An 18,689-nucleotide genomic window follows, 5' to 3' on the forward strand; every position below is an offset into this window, starting at 1 on the left:
AGGTTTTCCTTACAGGCTTTGAAGGCTCACTATGATACCTGACAACAGCATTAATCCAATAGTCAGCTGCCGAAAACGGTACTCTGAGACATGGTGTTGGAGTCTCTGGCCCAGCGCGGCGCCTATTATTGCACAGGGGAGTAGCACAGCAATTAGGCCAAGGTGCGTTTCGGTATAGAGTCCCTGACGACTAAAATTAAGCACATTAGCCAGTGCAATACACAAGAAAAATAGACTCAAGGTGGCTCTGAACTGTGTCTTAGGCAAGCGGGCATTGGCCAAAAACAGCACGATCGGAGGCCCACCTAATGTCATCAGTCCGTTCAATATGCCTGAACCTGTACCAATGGTGATGTAGCCCGGGGTATGTTCGGCTGTAGGTAGCTGACGACCACTGGCAATAATTAGCGCGACAGCGATAATGACAATACCCAAACACAATTTAAGCCACTGTTCGTTGATGGAAACTAATAGACTGCCGGCAATAAGTGACGCCACTACACCCGCAATAATCAGCCACTTCCATTGGCTGGGGCGCGCTGCATGTCGATTTTTCCAGTAAATTAGCGCGGCAACAAAGATATTTATTACCGACAGTGCCGGCGTCAGCAGCGTTAACGGGAACCATAATGCCAGTATCGGAACGGCGACCAAGCCGGAGCCAAAACCGCTGATTCCCTGTAAGGTTGTTGCAAAAAACAGCACTAAACCGGCAAAAATAATGTCCATAGCCTTTTCACACTGACCATAAGTATTCATAATACAAAGTATAATAATAACGGAGCAACGCATGCGAGTGGTGATATTGCTGCTATTGACCGTTTTGGTGGCGCTACAATACCGTTTATGGTTAGGAAAGAACAGTCTTCCTGATTATTGGCGCCTACAAAAAGAGGTCGACAGTCAGCAGACAACCAACGACAACCTCAAGCGTCGTAATCAGGTTTTATATGCCGATATCGAGGATCTTCGCGAAGGCGAGGATGCGCTGGAGGAACGTGCGCGTAATGAGTTAGGTATGATTAAAAAGGACGAAGTTTTTTTTCGCGTTATTCCCAGTCGAGTTCCGGACTCACTTCCGGCTCAGGACACCTACTCCCGTGACAACGGACAGGAGTTGAATTAATGCCTGCAGAGCCGAAAATCGCGGCAGTTATTCCCGCAGCAGGTAGTGGGTCACGGATGCGCAGCGATGTGCCCAAACAATATCTGGCGGTGCATGGCAAGACACTGCTGCAATATGCAGTAGAAGCCGTGCAAAACGACCCGCGAGTAGCGCATGTATTTATCGCTGTTAATGAACAACAACACCCCATTAGCGCAAAGAGTGTTGCCGATATATCGTTTGTTGCCGGTGGCAAAACGCGCGCAGAATCGGTGTTGTCAGGTGTCCTGCATGCAATTAATCAGGGTTATAGTCACGTTCTGGTGCACGATGCTGCGCGACCCGGACTACCGGCGTCGATTCTAACCGAGGTTATCGATGTTGGTGTAAGCAGTGATAACGGCGCGATTGTGGCGATGCCGGTTCGTGACTCGTTAAAACGCAGCGAGCCTGACCAAACGATAATTTCGCAAAGCGTTGCCAGAGACGATTTATGGCAGGCGCAGACCCCCCAAATTTTTGCTGCTGAACTACTTGCTGACGCGATTAGTGAAGTGGGAATTGATAACCCGAACTTAACTGATGAAGCTTCAGCAATGGAGGCTATGGGCTATCATCCGCGGTTGGTGATGGGCTCTCTTGATAATATAAAAGTTACCCACCCCGATGATCTCCGTTGGGTAGCAACGATTCTTAAGCCATCATAGATGTGCTTTTACAAGGAGTTTTAAATGCAATTTAGGGTAGGTCATGGTTATGACGTGCATAAGTGGGGATCTGATAAACCCCTGGTTCTTGGCGGCGTAACCATACCCAGCGAGCGAGGCCTGCTAGCGCATTCAGACGGCGATGTGGTGCTACATGCGATAACTGACGCGGTGTTGGGGGCGGTAGCCTTAGGCGATATTGGGCGACATTTTCCTGACACCGATGAGCGCTTCGCCAATGCCGACAGTATGTTACTGCTAAAACATGCGGTTGAGCTGGCTGCAAAAGAAGGTTACCGGGTCGGTAATGCGGACATAACGATCGTGGCGCAATCACCTAAAATGGCACCCTATATCGAGCCAATGCAAGTCTCCATCGCTAGCGGTCTCGGCACGGCCAGTAAAGCAGTTAATGTTAAGGCGACAACGACCGAAAAACTCGGTTTTGTAGGACGTGAAGAAGGCCTGGCCTGCCACTGCGTGATACTAATGCAGGCGGTACAGTAACCATGAGCTCAATATCTGAACCGTTTCAACTTAGCTGGCCAACGCTCAATCAACAAAAAACTACTGCCTCATTTAAGCAGCAACCGGCTGATTTTCGGGTGCGAGAAGTACTGGATGTCGATGACGAGGGCGAAGGTGAACACCAGTGGTTATGGATAAAGAAAACCGGTGCCAACACACGATTTGTTGCCGAACAACTCGCTAAGTTTGCCGGCGTTCACCCGCGTAATGTGAGTTTTTCCGGAATGAAAGACCGCAACGCGGTAACCTGGCAGTGGTTTTCTATTCAGTTACCCGGCAAAGACACGCTTGACTGGCAGCAAATGATGCTGGAAGGGGTCGAGGTTGAACGGGTGATCCGCCGTACTAAAAAATTAAAAACCGGATTTCACAAAGCTAATGCCTTCACTATTCGGTTACGCGATGTCGCTGATACCGAGCGTTTTGAAAAAAACTGGCAAGCACTGTGTTCGCAGGGCACGCTCAATTATTTTGGGGCGCAGCGGTTTGGTTTTAACGGGAGTAATTTGTTGAACGGGCGCCAATGGATTAGCGCTGAGCGCCCGGCAAAAATTGCTAAAGGTAAACGCAGTATCTGGCTGTCGGCTATGCGCTCCTATCTTTTTAATCAGGTAGTTGCAGCTCGATACCAGCAGTATCAGTTCATGCCACTCGCTGGTGACTGTGTGATGTTGCAGGGATCACAGTCGGTGTTTATTGCTGAGCAATGGGACGATGAGTTGCTTAGTCGTTTAGCTTCAGCGGATATCCAATTGACCGGGCCGATGCCGGGTGAAGACGGGGTAGGCAACGTTACTACCGATGCGTTGCAGTTTGAGACCAGCCAACTAGCGCAATTTGATGACTGGATTGCTGACTTTGCTAAGGTACGATTAAAAGCTGCGCGCAGACCTTACCGGTTGTTGCTGCAGCAACCGGAATTAATGTGGCAAAACCAGGATGCAATAATTAGCTTCACCTTACCCACAGGTAGTTTCGCGACAGCCTGTATCAATGAACTTATCGATTTAGCGGTGACCGAAAATGATGAAAATTCTGTTGAGTAACGATGACGGGGTTCATGCCCCGGGTATTCACGCGCTGTACCGCGCATTAAAAGAGGTGGCAGACGTGCGGGTGATTGCACCTGACAGAAATTGTAGCGGCGCTTCTAACTCGTTGACATTACACAACCCGTTGCGGTTACAAAAACTGGATAATGGTTTTTATTCGCTTAACGGGACACCGACAGACTGTGTGCATTTAGGCACTAATTCGCCGTTTGCGGACGAAGTTGATCTCGTTGTATCAGGAATTAATGATAGCCCCAATATGGGCGATGACGTGTTTTACTCGGGCACGGTTGCCGCAGCAATGGAAGGGCGTTTTAAAGGACTCCCTGCTATAGCCGTATCAATGGGCGGTAAAGGCCATGATTACTACGATACCGCGGGGCGTGTGGTAGCAGAGATGGTAGCGGCGATGGAAAAAGACCCGCTGCGCCTTGATACTGTATTGAATGTAAACGTTCCTTATATGACTTATGAGCAATTAAAAGGAACGCGGGTGACGCGTCTTGGGCGTCGTCACCGTGCCGAGACAATGGTGCATGATCGTGATCCTTTTGGCCGTGAAATTTTCTGGTATGGGCCGATTGGTCATCATGCTGATGATGCGCCCGATACTGATTTTACAGCTGTTCACGAGGGCTATGTATCCATTACCCCGCTGAGTCTGGACATGACTGCCAAGCGACATCAGGATACCCTGAATGACTGGCTTAACGCAGGTGAACTAAAAGATTAAACCATGACAGCTTTTTCATCTTCTGGCCCGGCACGCCGCTTAGTTTCGGTATTGCGTCAGGCGGGTATTACTAACACAGATGTTCTCTCGGTTATCGAAACCACGCCGCGGCAATTGTTTATGCCGGAGTCGCTGGCACATAAGGCTTATGAGAACACAGCATTACCCATTGGCAATGGACAAACGATATCGCAGCCGCTGATGGTAGCAACGATGACGCAATTGCTGATGCAGCATGAGTGTAAAAGTGTCCTGGAAATTGGCACGGGGTCGGGTTATCAGACAGCCATTTTAGCTCAGTTGATCGATAAGGTATTTAGCGTGGAGCGTATTGCGCAATTGCAATATCAGGCAAAGCGCCGGCTGCGTAACCTGGATTTGCACAACGTCAGCATGCGCCATGGTGATGGCTGGGAAGGCTGGCGCAGTAAGGCGCCGTTTGATGGCATTATTGTAACCGCAGCGGCGGCGCAAATACCGCAAGCGCTGGTTGAGCAACTGGCGGATGGCGGTGTGATGATTATTCCGGTAGGCGAGCAACAACAAACTTTGGTTGTACTCAGGCGTTTTGGCGAACAAATTGAACAGCAACGGATTGGTGATGTTCGATTTGTGCCATTAGTAAAAGGTGAATTACTTTGAAGTTATTTTCTGCATTATATGATCGGGTGCTCAGCTGGACGAAACACCCAAAGGCAGATTGGTTACTAGGGTTAATTAGTTTTACGGAATCAGTGATTTTTCCGATCCCGCCTGATGTTATGTTGGCTCCCATGGCGATGACGCAGCCGCAGCGTGCGTGGCGACTGGCTGCGTTAACTACCCTATGTTCTGTTGCAGGCGGGGCGCTGGGATACTTGCTGGGTTACTGGGCATACGATGCAGCGGTGCTGCCCATGGTAGAAGCATTGGGGTATCAGGATAAATTAGCCCGTGTCAGCGACTGGTTCACTGAGTATGGAATCTGGATCGTATTTATTGCCGGCTTTTCACCTATTCCTTATAAACTGTTTACGGTGACCGCCGGGGTCATGCAAATGATGTTCTTACCCTTTATTATTGCGTCGGCAGTCAGTCGTGGATTACGTTTTTATCTAGTTGCCTGGTTACTTAAAACCGGTGGGCCGGCAATGGCACTTAAATTACGTCGTTATGTCGACTTTATCGGTTGGAGTGTTGTAGTCGTAGCTGTACTCGGTTATTTTATTTATCAATGGGTTAACTAAAGGTTTTCGTAACGATGGCTGAACGGCAAAGGTACTTATGCGTATTGCTGGCCGTTTTAATAACCGCTGTGCTCAGCAGTGGTTGTAGTAGCCGTAGTACACCGGCGCCGGTCGAAGAACTCTACACCGGCAAGACCTACCGTGATTTTGAAGCCAATTCATTGCGCGGCGAAACCTACCAGGTTCAGCAAGGTGAAACCCTCTATTCTATCGCATTCCGGGCAAATCAGGACGTAAAATCGATTGCCCGTATCAACAATCTACGCGAGCCATACACCATTTATCCAGGTCAGACGATCAAATTATCCGCTGATCGCGCACAAGCGCGTCCGTCAAAATCAGTTGCTCAAACTAAAGCGCATAACAATACTGTTGAAAACTCAAAAAAAGATATAACTGAGCCCGTTGCCAAGCCCAAACAGAAAGAGTATGGTCAAAAAGTAGACACTAGAAAAAAGGTTGCAAAACAACCAGCTAGGCCAAAAAATAAAACGCCTGCTACGGCCAAATCTGTCGCTATAAAGCCATTAAAACGCCGTCAGAGTGTTAACGTTGAGAGCAAGGATATTCAGTGGCAATGGCCGTCAGAGGGGCAAATTATTGCGTCGTTTTCTACTGCAGAACTGGGCAATAAAGGGTTAGATTTTGCCGGTGAGCGCGGTGATCCGGTAACAGCGGCGGCAGCTGGTAAAGTGGTTTATGTCGGTGATGCGTTACGGGCTTTTGGCCAGTTAATCATTTTGAAACACAACGATGATTATATTACGGCTTATGCGCACAACGATAAGATTCTTGTTAAGGAACAAGATTGGGTAGATGTAGGTGAGGTTATTGCTGAAATGGGCGATTCAGGTACGCAGCGGGTAAAGCTGCACTTTGAAGTTCGTTATCGGGGCAAATCTGTTAACCCACGGCATTATTTACCGCAAACTCGCTAGTGAAAGCGGGCGATAATAATAAAAAAGATAAGGATATCAGCGTGTCATTTGTCACGAATATGCAGACATGGGGAAGTTGTTATGAGCAGGACAAAGCAAGAACAAGATCAGCAAGTCGACGATATCATTGAGGAGGAACTTGATGAGTCGCAAGTAGCCGAATTGCAGGCTACTAAACGTGATGCTGCTGAAGAGGAAAGTGCGCTCGAAGAAGCGTTAGCCTCAAGTTCGCAGTATCAACGTAAAATGGATGCGACACAAATGTATCTCGGCGAGATTGGTTTTTCGCCATTGCTGACAGCTGCCGAAGAGGTTTTTTACTCACGACGGGCATTGAAGGGCGACCAAGCCGCGCGCCGACGCATGATCGAGAGTAATTTGCGGTTGGTTGTAAAAATAGCCCGCCGCTACAACAATCGTGGTTTAGCACTGCTCGACCTCATCGAAGAAGGCAACTTAGGTCTGATTCGGGCCGTTGAAAAATTTGATCCTGAACGTGGCTTTCGGTTTTCTACTTATGCGACCTGGTGGATTAGACAAACCATCGAGCGCGCCATTATGAACCAAACGCGTACTATTCGACTGCCTATTCATGTGGTCAAAGAGCTTAACGTGTACCTGCGCGCTGCCCGTGAACTGGCACACAAACTTGACCATGAACCGACTGCAGAAGACATTGCGCGTAGCTTGAATAAACCCGTCGCAGACATCAATAAAATGCTTCGTTTAAACGAACGCATTGCGTCGGTTGATATGCCAATGGGCGGCGATGGTGATAAGGCATTATTAGATCTGCTAACCGATGAAAATGGTAACAGTCCTGAGGGTATCCTGCAGGATGGAGACTTAAAAGAGCGCATCACTGAATGGTTGGATGCCTTAAGCCCTAAACAAAAAGAGGTATTGGCGCGTCGCTTTGGCTTGTTGGGTTATGAACCGTCTACGTTAGAGGATGTCGGTCACGAAATCGGTTTAACGCGGGAGCGTGTCCGGCAGATACAAGTTGAAGCATTGCGTAAGCTAAGAGATTTTTTAAAGCAGCGGGGCTTAACTCTGGATTCTTTGTTTACCGCTCAATAGACCGTTAAAACCCCAAACCAGGCGCTCAATCGAGCGCCTTTTTCCATTCATACAGCAGATCAAGTGCCTGTTTAGGCGTGACTTGTTCCAACTCGAGCATTTCTAATTGTTGTTGCAGTTTTTGCAGTTGCTCGTTGACGACGGGTTCAGTCGGTTGCTGTGGTTGCGTTAATGGCAGCGACGGCTGCACACGGCTTTCGTGTTCGAGTTGTTGCAGTTTTTGTTTAGCTGCTGCGATAACGTTGCCCGGAACTCCGGCTAATTTCGCAACCTGTAAGCCAAAGCTTTGGCTAGCCGCGCCTTCCGAAACACGGTGTAAAAAGACAATGTCATCGTTATGCTGTTGTGCCTCTACGTGAACGTTGACGGTTGCCGGTAGTTGCTCGGCAAGCTCAGTCAGCTCAAAATAGTGGGTTGCGAACAAGGTTAAACATTGTGTTTTTTGCGCAAGTTGTTCGGCCACAGCCCATGCCAGCGAGAGCCCGTCATAGGTTGAGGTGCCGCGGCCAATTTCGTCCATCAATACCAGGCTTTGCTTGCTGGCATTGTGCAGGATGTTGGCGGTTTCGGTCATTTCTACCATAAAGGTAGAACGTCCGGAGGCGATATCATCTGCGGCGCCAATACGAGTAAAGATACGATCAAACTGGCCAATTTGAGCTGCTTCGGCGGGTACGTAACAGCCCATGTGAGCAAGAATAACGATCAATGCTGCCTGACGCATATAAGTCGATTTACCGCCCATATTGGGCCCGGTAATCATCAGCATCTGGCGCTGCGGCGACAGCACGATATCATTAGCAATAAAGGGGTCGTCACTTAACCGTTCAATAACCGGGTGGCGGGCTTGAGTCAGTTGTAACTGATTCGTTTGTGGCAATAGTTGTGGACGACAATAATTTTGTTGTTGCGCCAACTTAGCGAAGGCTGCCAATGTGTCTAATTCGGATAACGCTGAGGCTGTTTGCTGCAATGCGTTAAGTTGCGGCAGACACTGATCAAACAATGCATCGTAGAGCCATTTCTCGCGAGCCAGCGAGCGCGCTTGAGCTGTAAGCACTTTTTCTTCGTGTTGCTTTAATTCGGGAATAATATAGCGCTCAGTATTTTTTAGCGTTTGGCGGCGCTGATAGTCAGCCGGGATATCCCCTGAAGCATTGCGGGAAACCTCGATAAAATAGCCATGCACTTTGTTATAGCCGACTTTTAACGTAGCAATCCCTGTTCGCTCCCGCTCGCGGCTTTCCAGTTGCTGCAGGTAGTCCGACGCGCCAGTTGCTAATGTACGTAGTTCGTCCAGCTCATCGTCATAGCCGGCGGCGATAACACCACCATCACGGATCAGCATGGGGGGATTTTCGATGATCGCCTGGTTAAGTAATTGCTGTAGTGAATCAAAACGATCTATTTGTTTATTTAACTGCTGCAAGGCGTCGTCATGGCATAGCTCTTTCACGGAATCGATTAAGGTCAAGCTATCGCGTAAGCGTGCAAAATCACGTGGACGGGCGCTGCGCAGGCTAATTCGAGCAACAATACGCTCGATGTCAGCAAATTGCTTTAAAAGTTGCTGTACATCGTACCAACATTCGTTTTGTGATAGGGCATCAATAGCGTCGTATCGCGCTTCTAATACTTGCTGATTGCGAATGGGTCGTTGCAGCCAGCGTTGAAAATTACGGCTCCCCATCGCCGATACGGTCTCATCTAAGACCGCACTCAGATGGGTATCCCGCTGCGACAGGCTTTGTTGCAACTCAAGATTACGACGAGTTGCTGCATCAATAATAATGGCGTCCTGCGGTGGTTCGCGCAAAATGGATTGAATATGAGGTAATGCTGCGCGCTGGGTCTCCTGCACATAGTGGAGTACGGCACCCGCCGCGCTAATAACAGGATCGTTATCAGCTAGTCCGAACCCTTGTAAGTGCTGAGTACTGAATTGCCGGGTTAACAGTTGCAGTGCGGTCGCCACATCAAACTCCCACACGGCGCGGCGGCAGGTACGTGTGTTGGCCAGTGGTAAAGACGCGATATCCATTCCTTCCGGATACAGCATTTCAGCGGGCTGTAACCGCTGCAATTCGGCTGCGAGCTGTTCTTCACTTTGTGCTTCAGTCAGCCAAAAACGCCCGCTGCTTAACTCAAGCACGGCAATAGCATAGCCTTGCTTTAGCGGATTTATTGCCACTAATAAATTTAATTGACGATCATTAAGCAGCGATTCATCGGTAATGGTCCCCGGCGTCAGAATTCGCACCACCTGCCGCTCTACCGGGCCTTTACTGGTTGCCGGGTCACCAATTTGCTCACATATAGCTACTGACTCGCCTTTATTGACCAGCCTTGCTAAATAGTTCTCTGCTGCATGGTAGGGCACTCCTGCCATCGGAATAGGCTCGCCATTGCTGGCACCACGTTTGGTCAGTGAAATGTCGAGTAATTCGGCCGCGCGTTTAGCGTCGTCGTAAAAAAGTTCGTAAAAATCCCCCATCCGATAGAACAAAAGCATGTCAGCATGTTCGGCTTTTATACGCAGGTATTGCTGCATCATAGGGGTATGTGATTGGATCGTCTGTTCACTGATTGCTGAGGCTGGCATACTCTAATAATCTATTTTAAAAGGGCTCTGAACACTATGGTAACAAGCCGACAAAACTGGGCGCAACGGGTATCACTGGCTGCTGAGGTCGGGCAACGATTGCTCGACCGCGGACAAACCCTTAGCACCGCAGAATCTTGTACCGGTGGAGGTATAGGATACGTCATAACCGAAGTGGCGGGAAGCTCCGGCTGGTTTAATGGCGGTTTAATCACTTATACTAACGCGCTCAAGCAACAATGGTTAGAGGTGCCGGAATCGGTGTTGCGAACCCAGGGAGCGGTGTCACGAGAATGTGTAGAAGCAATGGCTATGGGCGCATGTAAAGCCGCCTCGTCGGATTGGGGGCTTGCTGTCAGTGGTGTTGCCGGCCCCGGCGGAGGAACGGCAGACAAACCTGTTGGCTTAGTTTGGATGGCGATAGCCTCAGGGCAGCAGGCCGATAGTTTTGCCGAGCGCTTTGAGGGCGACCGTGAAGCGGTGCGATTAGGCACCATAGACTGTATTTTGCAGCGTTTATTAAAAAAGTTGCAGGATTAACTTGATACTGTAAAAACATACAGTATACTGTTTATAAAACCAGTAATTAATAGTTGGAGCATAGCATGAGCAACGATCGTTCAAAAGCACTCGATGCAGCACTTGGACAAATTGAACGCCAATTCGGTAAAGGGTCAATTATGCGTCTGGGCGACAACCAGACAATGGATATTGACTCTGTCTCGACCGGTTCGCTTGGCCTTGATGTTGCGTTAGGTATTGGCGGTTTGCCATACGGGCGTGTTGTAGAGATCTACGGTCCGGAGTCGAGTGGTAAGACGACACTAACATTGCAAGTCATAGCGGAAGCGCAAAAAGCGGGCAAAACCTGTGCTTTCGTTGATGCGGAGCATGCATTAGATCCAATCTATGCCGAGGCTTTGGGTGTTCAGGTTGACGACTTGTTAGTTTCACAGCCTGATACTGGTGAACAGGCGCTGGAAATTTGCGATATGTTAGTGCGCTCAGGTGCAGTTGATGTGGTTATTGTTGATTCCGTTGCAGCATTGACACCTAAAGCTGAAATCGAAGGTGAGATGGGGGATAGCCATGTCGGTTTGCAAGCCCGTTTGATGTCGCAAGCATTGCGTAAGTTAACCTCGAACATTAAAAAATCAAATACCATGTGTATTTTCATCAACCAAATTCGGATGAAGATTGGTGTGATGTTTGGTAATCCGGAAACCACTACAGGTGGTAACGCGCTTAAGTTTTACTCCTCTGTTCGTCTTGATATCCGCCGTACTGGTGCGCTTAAAGAAGGCGATGAAGTTGTTGGTAACGAAACGCGCGTTAAAGTGGTTAAGAATAAGGTGGCGCCACCGTTTAAAGAAGCAAACTTCCAAATTCTTTATGGTCGTGGCATTTCCAAGGAAGGCGAACTAATTGACCTGGGTGTAAAACACAAAATGGTTGATAAAGCCGGTGCCTGGTATAGCTATAACGGCGATAAGATCGGTCAGGGTAAAGCGAACTCGATGAAGTTCATGCAGGAAAACCCAGACATTGCTAAGGAGTTAGAAGGTCGTTTGCGTGAACTGTTGTTAGCTAAACCGGTTAAAAAGACTAAGGAAGATCGAGCCGCGGAAAAAGCTGCTTTAGCCGAAAAAGAAAGCAAGAGTACGAGTAAAGCTGGGCTCGATGATGATTTGTCACTGACCTAAAACTAAGAATTGATGCGTAGCGGCGAGTTTACCGAGAACATTTCCTGGTGTAGTCTCGCTGCATAGGCATCGGTCATACCGGACAGGTAATCAGCAATAATGCGATAAGGGTTACCTGTTCCGTCTTCTTCCTGGCGACGTTGCTCTGTTAGATAGCGTTGCTGAGTATTAACGGGTAATAACCGTAGCGGATCGACAGCAAACGCATCAAAGATTTCCATCACCACTTGCTGCCCTTTAAACTCCTGCACTTGCATTTCTGGCTTACGAATTACGAACCTAAAAATAAACGATTTTAATTGGTCTAATAACCGTTGTTCGGTTTGTCCTAAACATGTTTTATATTGCAATAGTGGCGATTCAAACTGTAAGTCATTCGGTTCCAGTTGGGCAGAAGTAACCAGGCGGTTGACTAAACTTCCAATAGCCCGTTTGCGTTGGTAATGTTCTGGTGAGAACAGCTTATCAGTTAATGCGCTGGCACTAAAATCACTGAATTCACTATCGAGTTCAGATAAAAAATCATACATTTCAGCCATCCATAGCTCGCGGGTGATTAATCCCACCACGATGGCATCCTCGAGATCATGAACGCCATAGGCAATATCGTCAGCAAGCTCCATGATTGCAGCATCTACGCTTTTAAACCGGCTTTTCCCATGTTGCTTGGGCGAAGGTTGTTCGGCAAGTTGTTGCAACGCCATTTTATCGTCATCACTCAATGGCGCTAACACCCAGTTAAAGGCCGCCTCATCGTCATGATAAAGCGCTTTTGCAGGTAGCCAGTCTCGTGTTGGCAGATGACGAAAATCACTGACATCAGCAGGTGATTGCAATCGCTGCACCTGCTGCATGAGTACCGGGTATTTGAGCAAGCCTAATAGTGTGCGGCGGCATAAGTTCATGCCGACATCTTCGGTGTAGGCCTCTAACCGTGTAACAATACGAAAGGTCTGTCCATTGCCCTCAAAGTTTCCGTGGTTACGCATCATGTAATTTAACGCGATCTCACCGCCATGGCCGTAGGGCGGGTGACCAATGTCGTGAGCCAGACACAGAGACTCAATCAGAGCTTCTGATAATTGTAATTGCTTAGCTAACGCTGGCTGATGGTGTTGAAAGTGTATAACCAGGCCACTACCAATCTGACTTGCTTCAAGAGAATGAGTAAGACGTGTTCGCGGGAAGTCATGCATACCGATATACATGACTTGTGTTTTTGCTTGTAGGCGTCTAAATGCAGCTGAATGTAGAATGCGGGCTTTATCTTTTTGGTAGGGCGTACGCGTGTCCCCGGTTCTGGCGGAGGGGGTCGATGGGTGCTGCCTTGCGAACCAATGATCTAACTGCTGCATTCGCCTTCCTTATTCGTCTCTGTTAACTGCGGCGGCCCAATTCGACGCCTCGTGATAAAGTGCAATTACTGCGCTACTGCTAAGCTTCAACTTATCAGCCGCGCGCTCAATATGTTGCCAGTCGATGCGCTCAATTGCTGCCGCAGTAGCCAGGAAAAAACTGATTGCACCGCGTTTTTCGATCAAAGCCTGCAGAATGGTTGGGCCTGCGTGGATATGACCGAGTATTTTAGATAGTTCATCATCCATCATTGCATCCAGCTTTGACAACAAACCTGACAGGAATGCAGCACCTGGCTCAGCGCCGTAACGCTTGTCTTTTAACGCTAATTGTTCGCAAAACCGTGCTCGAGTTATCGATAACCGAGTTAACTCGTTGGGTTTGGTTTCGCCAAGCGAGGCTGTGGCAATAATAGCAACAAACTTTCTAACTTCTTCCTGACCGAGACGAACCACTGCCTGTTTGAGTGACGTTATCTTAGAGCGCCGGGCAAAAAATGCGGAGTTAACGAAACGCAGCAGTTTAAATGACACGCCGGTATCGCGCTCCACGATATGTGCAATTTCGTCCGGGTTATATTGTTCAGCGGTTACCTTTTCTAGTAACTCCAGGTAGACCTTTTGCGATACCGACAGGGAGCGACGTTGGATAATTTCTGGTTTAGCAAAAAAGTAGCCCTGAAAATAATCAAAACCAAGCTCATAGGACTGGTTAAATTCGTCATAGGATTCGACCTTTTCCGCCAGGTATTGACCCTCAAAGCCTTGGTGGCTCTTCATTTGCTGTTTAATTTGTGGCACCGACATCAAGCGAAAATCCATCTTTATAATATCGATATGGGGCATAAACCGTGCCCAGCGCGCGTCATACTCAAAGTCATCGAGTGCAACGGTGTAACCTTGCTCCTTTAAGGCGACAACAGCGTCATAAACCTCATCGGTTGGCTGTACGGTTTCCAATAATTCAACAACAATGCTGTTCTTTGGTAGCACCTGCGGCAGCTGTGAACAAATCGCTCGTTCAGTAAAGTTGATAAAGGCCTTATTATTGGCGGTGAGAGCATCAATTCCGCTACTAAACTCACTGTTTTCTACTAACCGTTCGGTCGCTTCATTGGAGTCGACATTAGGGAATGCGTTGGCAAAACCGTCACGGAACAATAACTCATAGGCAACAAGTTTTTTCTGGCGGTCAAAAATAGGCTGTCGCGCAATATAAAAAATCACCTAAGTTTCCTTATAGGAATCAATCGATTTATGCTACAAAGGACATACTTCAGTGTACGGATAAATCAGGGAATTGGGAAGAACTACATGTCGGAAGTAAAAGTTGCCTTGGCATTAGGATCAGGCGCTGCCCGCGGCTGGTCTCATATTGGTGTTATCAAAGCGCTAGAGGAAATGGGCGTGCGCATAAACATGGTCGCCGGCACCTCTATTGGGTCGCTGGTGGGCGCTGGGTACGCATCGGGGCGGTTAGCCGAAATCGAAGATTGGGTGGTTAACATGGGCCGCTGGGAAGTCTGGAATCTATTGGACTTTGGCTTTAATCAGGGCGGCTTAATCGGTGGTGAAAAAGTATTTAACGAGGCGCGGGAACAATTTGGAGCCAAGCAAATCGAGGACCTCCCGATAACCTATGGTGCAGTTGCTACCGATTTATACAGTGGTCGCGAGATTTGGTTAAGAAAAGGCGACTTGTATGATGCCTCGCGTGCATCCTGCGCGATGCCCGGTATCCTGGCGCCAATGGCTGTAGATGGTCGCTGGTTAATCGATGGCGGGCTGGTTAACCCGGTACCGGTTTCCTTGTGCCGTGCTTTAGGCGCTGACTTTGTTATCGCCGTTCATCTTAATTCGCAGTTAAACTCTAAAGTGATTGAACAGCGGGGCCGTAATATTCCGCCGCAAACCGAGGCCGAACAAGCGCAAAAGCAACAATTGGCTAATAAACACAAACATGATGAGTCTGGCTTTTTTGAAAATTTCTGGTCCAGCAGTCAACACTACTTCGACAACATAAAAGACCGGTTTAAGGCTAATCCCCACAAACCGCCGGGTATGTTCAGTGTCATGTCCAGCTCTATTGATATTATGCAGGAGCGTATTACCAAAGCACGGATGGCGGGCGATCCTCCCGATATATTGGTTCAGCCAAAACTCGGCCATATTGGAATTATGGAGTTCGATCGTGGTAATGAGGGCATTGATATTGGCTATGAGACCACGCACCGGATGCGTGATCTCATTATGGAAGAAATTGATTTGTACCGTGAGCGGCGGGGCTAATAGCCCGCCGCATGGCCGTCTTTACGACTTTCTGATGCGCCGTAGTAAACGTCCTCCTGGTGGTTTTTCCAAATAGCCTGATAGCCGCCAAATGGTCCAACCGCTTCTTGCAGCGTATGGCCCATTTTAATCAACTCCCGGCGGGTATGTTTAGAAAAGCCGTTTTCTAAGTGTACTGTACCACCATCATTCATTTCGGCGCCGGTAGGTTGACCCGATCCGGTATGCAGTATTCTGGGGGCGTCACCGGCTTCCTGCAGGTTCATGCCAAAGTCAATGATGTTAATGAGGATTTGCGCGTGCATTTGTGGCTGCGTCGCGCCACCCATCACACCATAACTCATAACAGGTTTACCATCTTTAGTCACAAACGCTGGAATAATTGTATGGAAAGGGCGTTTGCCGGGTTCGAATACGTTGTTATGGTTAGGATCTAAATTAAATAACTCGCCACGGTTTTGTAGTACAAAACCTAAACCAGCGGGCGTTACGCCAGAACCCATGCCACGGTAATTACTTTGAATCAGCGACACCATGTTGCCGGCTTCGTCTGCTGTGGTTAAATAAATGGTATCGCCTTCGGTTGGCGGATTGCCGGGCTCGACCGCTTTCGCAGGCTTACTCGGATCAATAAGCTGAGCGCGCTCACGCGCGTAGTCTTTGTCTAACAGACCCTCTACAGGAACGTCGTTAAAAGCCGGGTCAGAGTAGTATTTGGCGCGGTCTTCAAATGCCAGTTTTTTCGCCTCGACAAAATGGTGAATGTACTCGGGGCTATCAAAACCCATAGCTGCGATATCAAAATTCTCAAGCATGTTCAGAATTTGCTGTGCCGCAATACCCTGTGTATTTGGCGGCAGTTCCCACAGGTCATAGCCACGGTAGTTTGAAGAAACAGGGTCTACCCATGTCGATTCATGAGAAGCCAGATCGTCATAGGACAGAAAGCCACCATTGTCCTGAACAAAGTCGCTTATAGTGCGTGCAATGTCGCCTTCATAAAAAACATCACGACCTTGTTCTGCAATTGTCTGGTAAGTATTGGCTAAGTCCGGATTAGTAAATCGCTCGCCTTTTTGCGGCATATCACCGTCTTTCATAAATACATCGGCAAAGCCCGGGTAGTCTTGCAGAACTTCGCCATTGCGTTCAAAGTAATAAGCAATAACTTCGGTTACCGGAAAGCCTTTACGGGCATACTCGATGGCTGGAGCCAAAACGTCTTTCATGTCCAGCTGGCCAAAACGTTCGTGTAGTTCAAACCACCCATCGACGGTTCCGGGGACCGAAATAGGTAGCACACCCCGGGCTGGTATGCTGTCGTAACCGTTCTCGACAAAATATTCACGAGTGAGTGACTTTGGCGAGCGTCCGGATGCGTTGAGTCCGAACAGACGCTTGCTCTCTGCGTCCCAGACAATAGCAAATAAATCACCACCAATGCCGTTACCGGTAGGCTCAACCAGCCCTAAAACCGCATTAGCTGCGATGGCGGCATCAATAGCGTTGCCGCCTTGTTGCATAATGTCCAGTGCTACCTGAGTTGCCAGGGGTTGACTGGTCGCTGCCATTGCATTGGGTGCCATGGCTTCGGAACGAGTAGCAAAATGGTGGCCGGTAATACGATCGGCGGCCGCCGTTGTATTGGCGATAACGCTTAAGCCAAGAGCGACGGTACAGGTTAATAGAGTCGACTTCATGGATAATCTCCTGATGAGAAAGATAACTACAGCTTAGCGATAAAAAAGGGTCGCGTTAAGCGACCCTCCTTAGCATGACTTCAGTCTACTACCGATTACTTCTGAGTATGGTAGTAATCGTCGATGACTTTTTCCATTTCATCGAATTTGTCCTGCAATGCCTGGTCAGGTTCTGCTGTTAGCTTACTGAAGATAACGATAGCTAACACAGATACAATGAAGCCGGGCACGATTTCATAAACGTAACCGCTTAGTGGCTGGCCACCGAATTCAGGGCCGTAGATCCAGAATAATACGGTTAACGCACCCAGGATCATACCGGCGAGAGCACCGTGACGGTTCATTCGCTTCCAGAACAAGCTCAGAATAACCACTGGACCAAATGCCGCGCCAAAGCCTGCCCATGCATTAGATACCAGAGTCAGTACCGTATTCTCCGGGTTCCAGGCAAGCCAGATAGCTACCAGCGATACTACCAGTACCGAAATACGACCTACTGCGACCAGTTCTTTCTGGCTAGCGTCTTTGCGCAAGAATGCTTTGTAGAAATCCTCTGTCAGTGAACTTGAGCTAACCAACAGTTGTGACGAAATGGTACTCATGATGGCTGCCAAAATAGCTGCCAGCAAGAAGCCGCCAATTAACGGATGGAACAAGAACTGAGAGAAAATGATAAAGATCGTCTCGGCATCGTTCAGTGTCATTTGGGTTTCGTTAACATAGGCAATACCAACAAAACCGGTTGCCATGGAACCGATGATCGATACGAACATCCAGCTAATACCAATGCGGCGCGCGTTTTTAATATCGCTCACCGAGCGTATCGCCATAAAACGGACGATGATATGTGGCTGGCCAAAGTAACCAAGACCCCAGGCCAATAGGGATATAATCCCGAGAGCAGCCAAACTTTCGCCCGTATTGCCGTCCTTAAAGAAATCCAGGAATGACGGATTAATATCCTTAACCTGGCCGACGACGTCACTGTAGCCACCTAACGCAGAGAAGGCGACAAGTGGCACCAGCACCAGCGCGACAAACATAATACAGCCCTGCACGAAGTCGGTCATACTTACCGCCAGGAAGCCACCAAACAGCGTATAAGCACAAACGACGCCTGCTGTTACCCAGAGGCCGGTGGTATAATCCATCCCGAACGAGCTGTCGAATAACTTACCGCCGGCAACCAAGCTGGCAGAAGTGTACAAGGTAAAGAAGATGATAATGACCACCGACGAGAAGATCCGCAGTTTACGGCCTTTGTCGTTAAACCGGTTGGCAAAGTAATCCGGGATCGTTATCGAGTCATTAGCAACTTCGGTATAGGTCCGCAGACGCGGTGCGACGATGACGTAGTTAAGGTATGCGCCAATGAGCAAACCCACAGCAATCCACAGCTGCGAAACACCTGAGACGTAAATCGCTCCGGGTAGACCCATCAACATCCAACCACTCATGTCAGAAGCGCCGGCTGATAGCGCGGTTACCGCGGGACCAAGCCCACGTCCACCGAGCATGTAGCCAGAGACCGAGTCAGTCGCTTTTTTGTAGGCATAAAGACCAATGCCCAACATGACAATAAAATACAGCGCTAGCGATATCAGAGTACCTGTTTCCACATTAAACTCCCTTAGTTTTAGTTTTAGCGACGTTAGCGCTTGTGTCGCTTTA

Annotated in this window: 18 protein-coding genes; 12 read left to right on the top strand and 6 right to left on the bottom strand. The window is 48.6% G+C overall.

Annotation, left to right across the window (positions count from 1 at the left end; genetic code table 11):
• Positions 1 to 9 precede the first annotated feature (9 nt).
• Positions 10 to 729: a sulfite exporter TauE/SafE family protein gene (locus DEU29_RS00345; RefSeq protein WP_133538213.1), complete on the bottom strand. Its 720-nt coding sequence runs from the start codon at positions 727 to 729 to the stop codon at positions 10 to 12.
• A gap of 61 nt (positions 730 to 790) precedes the next feature.
• Here DEU29_RS00345 and ftsB point away from each other — a divergent pair, with 61 nt between their 5' ends.
• The 9 genes from ftsB to rpoS all read left to right on the top strand — a co-directional run bounded on the left by ftsB (position 791) and on the right by rpoS (position 7,369).
• A complete protein-coding gene (gene ftsB / locus DEU29_RS00350) occupies positions 791 to 1,126 on the top strand; it encodes a cell division protein FtsB (RefSeq protein WP_133538214.1) in 336 nt (111 codons plus the stop codon).
• Positions 1,126 to 1,812, top strand: coding sequence for a 2-C-methyl-D-erythritol 4-phosphate cytidylyltransferase (gene ispD, locus DEU29_RS00355; RefSeq protein WP_133538215.1), 687 nt, complete (start codon positions 1,126 to 1,128; stop codon positions 1,810 to 1,812). The genes ftsB and ispD overlap by 1 nt, the downstream gene beginning before the upstream one ends.
• A gap of 24 nt (positions 1,813 to 1,836) precedes the next feature.
• Positions 1,837 to 2,319, top strand: a complete 483-nt coding sequence (gene ispF, locus DEU29_RS00360) for a 2-C-methyl-D-erythritol 2,4-cyclodiphosphate synthase (protein WP_133538216.1) — start codon at positions 1,837 to 1,839, stop codon at positions 2,317 to 2,319.
• A 2-nt stretch (positions 2,320 to 2,321) separates the two neighbouring features.
• Positions 2,322 to 3,386: a tRNA pseudouridine(13) synthase TruD gene (truD, locus tag DEU29_RS00365; protein ID WP_133538217.1), complete on the top strand. Its 1,065-nt coding sequence runs from the start codon at positions 2,322 to 2,324 to the stop codon at positions 3,384 to 3,386.
• On the top strand, positions 3,364 to 4,125 hold the full coding sequence (gene surE / locus DEU29_RS00370) for a 5'/3'-nucleotidase SurE (protein WP_133538218.1): 762 nt from the start codon (positions 3,364 to 3,366) through the stop codon (positions 4,123 to 4,125). The genes truD and surE overlap by 23 nt, the downstream gene beginning before the upstream one ends.
• Before the next feature lie 3 nt (positions 4,126 to 4,128).
• The gene (locus DEU29_RS00375; protein ID WP_133538219.1) at positions 4,129 to 4,767 is read left to right on the top strand and encodes a protein-L-isoaspartate(D-aspartate) O-methyltransferase; all 639 of its coding nucleotides are present in this window, start codon (positions 4,129 to 4,131) and stop codon (positions 4,765 to 4,767) included.
• Complete coding sequence (locus tag DEU29_RS00380) at positions 4,764 to 5,351, top strand: YqaA family protein (protein WP_133538220.1); 588 nt, start codon at positions 4,764 to 4,766, stop codon at positions 5,349 to 5,351. Before DEU29_RS00375 ends, DEU29_RS00380 begins: the two co-directional genes overlap by 4 nt.
• A gap of 14 nt (positions 5,352 to 5,365) precedes the next feature.
• Positions 5,366 to 6,289, top strand: a complete 924-nt coding sequence (locus DEU29_RS00385) for a peptidoglycan DD-metalloendopeptidase family protein (protein ID WP_133538221.1) — start codon at positions 5,366 to 5,368, stop codon at positions 6,287 to 6,289.
• Positions 6,290 to 6,370: 81 nt separating this feature from the next.
• Positions 6,371 to 7,369 (top strand): RNA polymerase sigma factor RpoS, encoded by a 999-nt coding sequence (gene rpoS, locus DEU29_RS00390; RefSeq protein WP_133538222.1) that lies wholly within the window; start codon positions 6,371 to 6,373, stop codon positions 7,367 to 7,369.
• Between the two features lie 25 nt (positions 7,370 to 7,394).
• Here rpoS and mutS read toward each other — a convergent pair whose 3' ends face one another.
• Complete coding sequence (mutS, locus tag DEU29_RS00395) at positions 7,395 to 9,971, bottom strand: DNA mismatch repair protein MutS (RefSeq protein WP_133538223.1); 2,577 nt, start codon at positions 9,969 to 9,971, stop codon at positions 7,395 to 7,397.
• 36 nt (positions 9,972 to 10,007) lie between these two features.
• Here mutS and DEU29_RS00400 point away from each other — a divergent pair, with 36 nt between their 5' ends.
• Together DEU29_RS00400 and recA are read left to right on the top strand one after the other, a co-directional pair.
• Entirely contained in the window at positions 10,008 to 10,511 is a 504-nt protein-coding gene (locus DEU29_RS00400) for a CinA family protein (protein ID WP_133538224.1), read from the top strand.
• Between the two features lie 65 nt (positions 10,512 to 10,576).
• On the top strand, positions 10,577 to 11,674 hold the full coding sequence (gene recA, locus DEU29_RS00405; RefSeq protein WP_133538225.1) for a recombinase RecA: 1,098 nt from the start codon (positions 10,577 to 10,579) through the stop codon (positions 11,672 to 11,674).
• Between the two features lie 2 nt (positions 11,675 to 11,676).
• Here recA and DEU29_RS00410 read toward each other — a convergent pair whose 3' ends face one another.
• Together DEU29_RS00410 and DEU29_RS00415 are read right to left on the bottom strand one after the other, a co-directional pair.
• Entirely contained in the window at positions 11,677 to 13,029 is a 1,353-nt protein-coding gene (locus DEU29_RS00410) for an anti-phage deoxyguanosine triphosphatase (protein WP_133538226.1), read from the bottom strand.
• 9 nt (positions 13,030 to 13,038) lie between these two features.
• The gene (locus DEU29_RS00415; RefSeq protein ID WP_133538227.1) at positions 13,039 to 14,256 is read right to left on the bottom strand and encodes an EAL and HDOD domain-containing protein; all 1,218 of its coding nucleotides are present in this window, start codon (positions 14,254 to 14,256) and stop codon (positions 13,039 to 13,041) included.
• 87 nt (positions 14,257 to 14,343) lie between these two features.
• Between DEU29_RS00415 and rssA the strand changes: the two genes are divergently transcribed.
• A complete protein-coding gene (rssA, locus tag DEU29_RS00420) occupies positions 14,344 to 15,318 on the top strand; it encodes a patatin-like phospholipase RssA (RefSeq protein ID WP_133538228.1) in 975 nt (324 codons plus the stop codon).
• On the opposite strand, the gene ggt is transcribed toward rssA, so the two are convergent.
• Entirely contained in the window at positions 15,315 to 17,018 is a 1,704-nt protein-coding gene (gene ggt / locus DEU29_RS00425) for a gamma-glutamyltransferase (protein WP_133538229.1), read from the bottom strand. The genes rssA and ggt overlap by 4 nt on opposite strands.
• Positions 17,019 to 17,113: 95 nt before the next feature.
• Entirely contained in the window at positions 17,114 to 18,637 is a 1,524-nt protein-coding gene (gene putP, locus DEU29_RS00430) for a sodium/proline symporter PutP (protein ID WP_133538230.1), read from the bottom strand.
• Positions 18,638 to 18,689: the final 52 nt, after the last annotated feature.

It is taken from the genome of Idiomarina aquatica (assembly GCF_004362895.1).
In the GTDB taxonomy this organism is placed as follows: domain Bacteria; phylum Pseudomonadota; class Gammaproteobacteria; order Enterobacterales; family Alteromonadaceae; genus Idiomarina.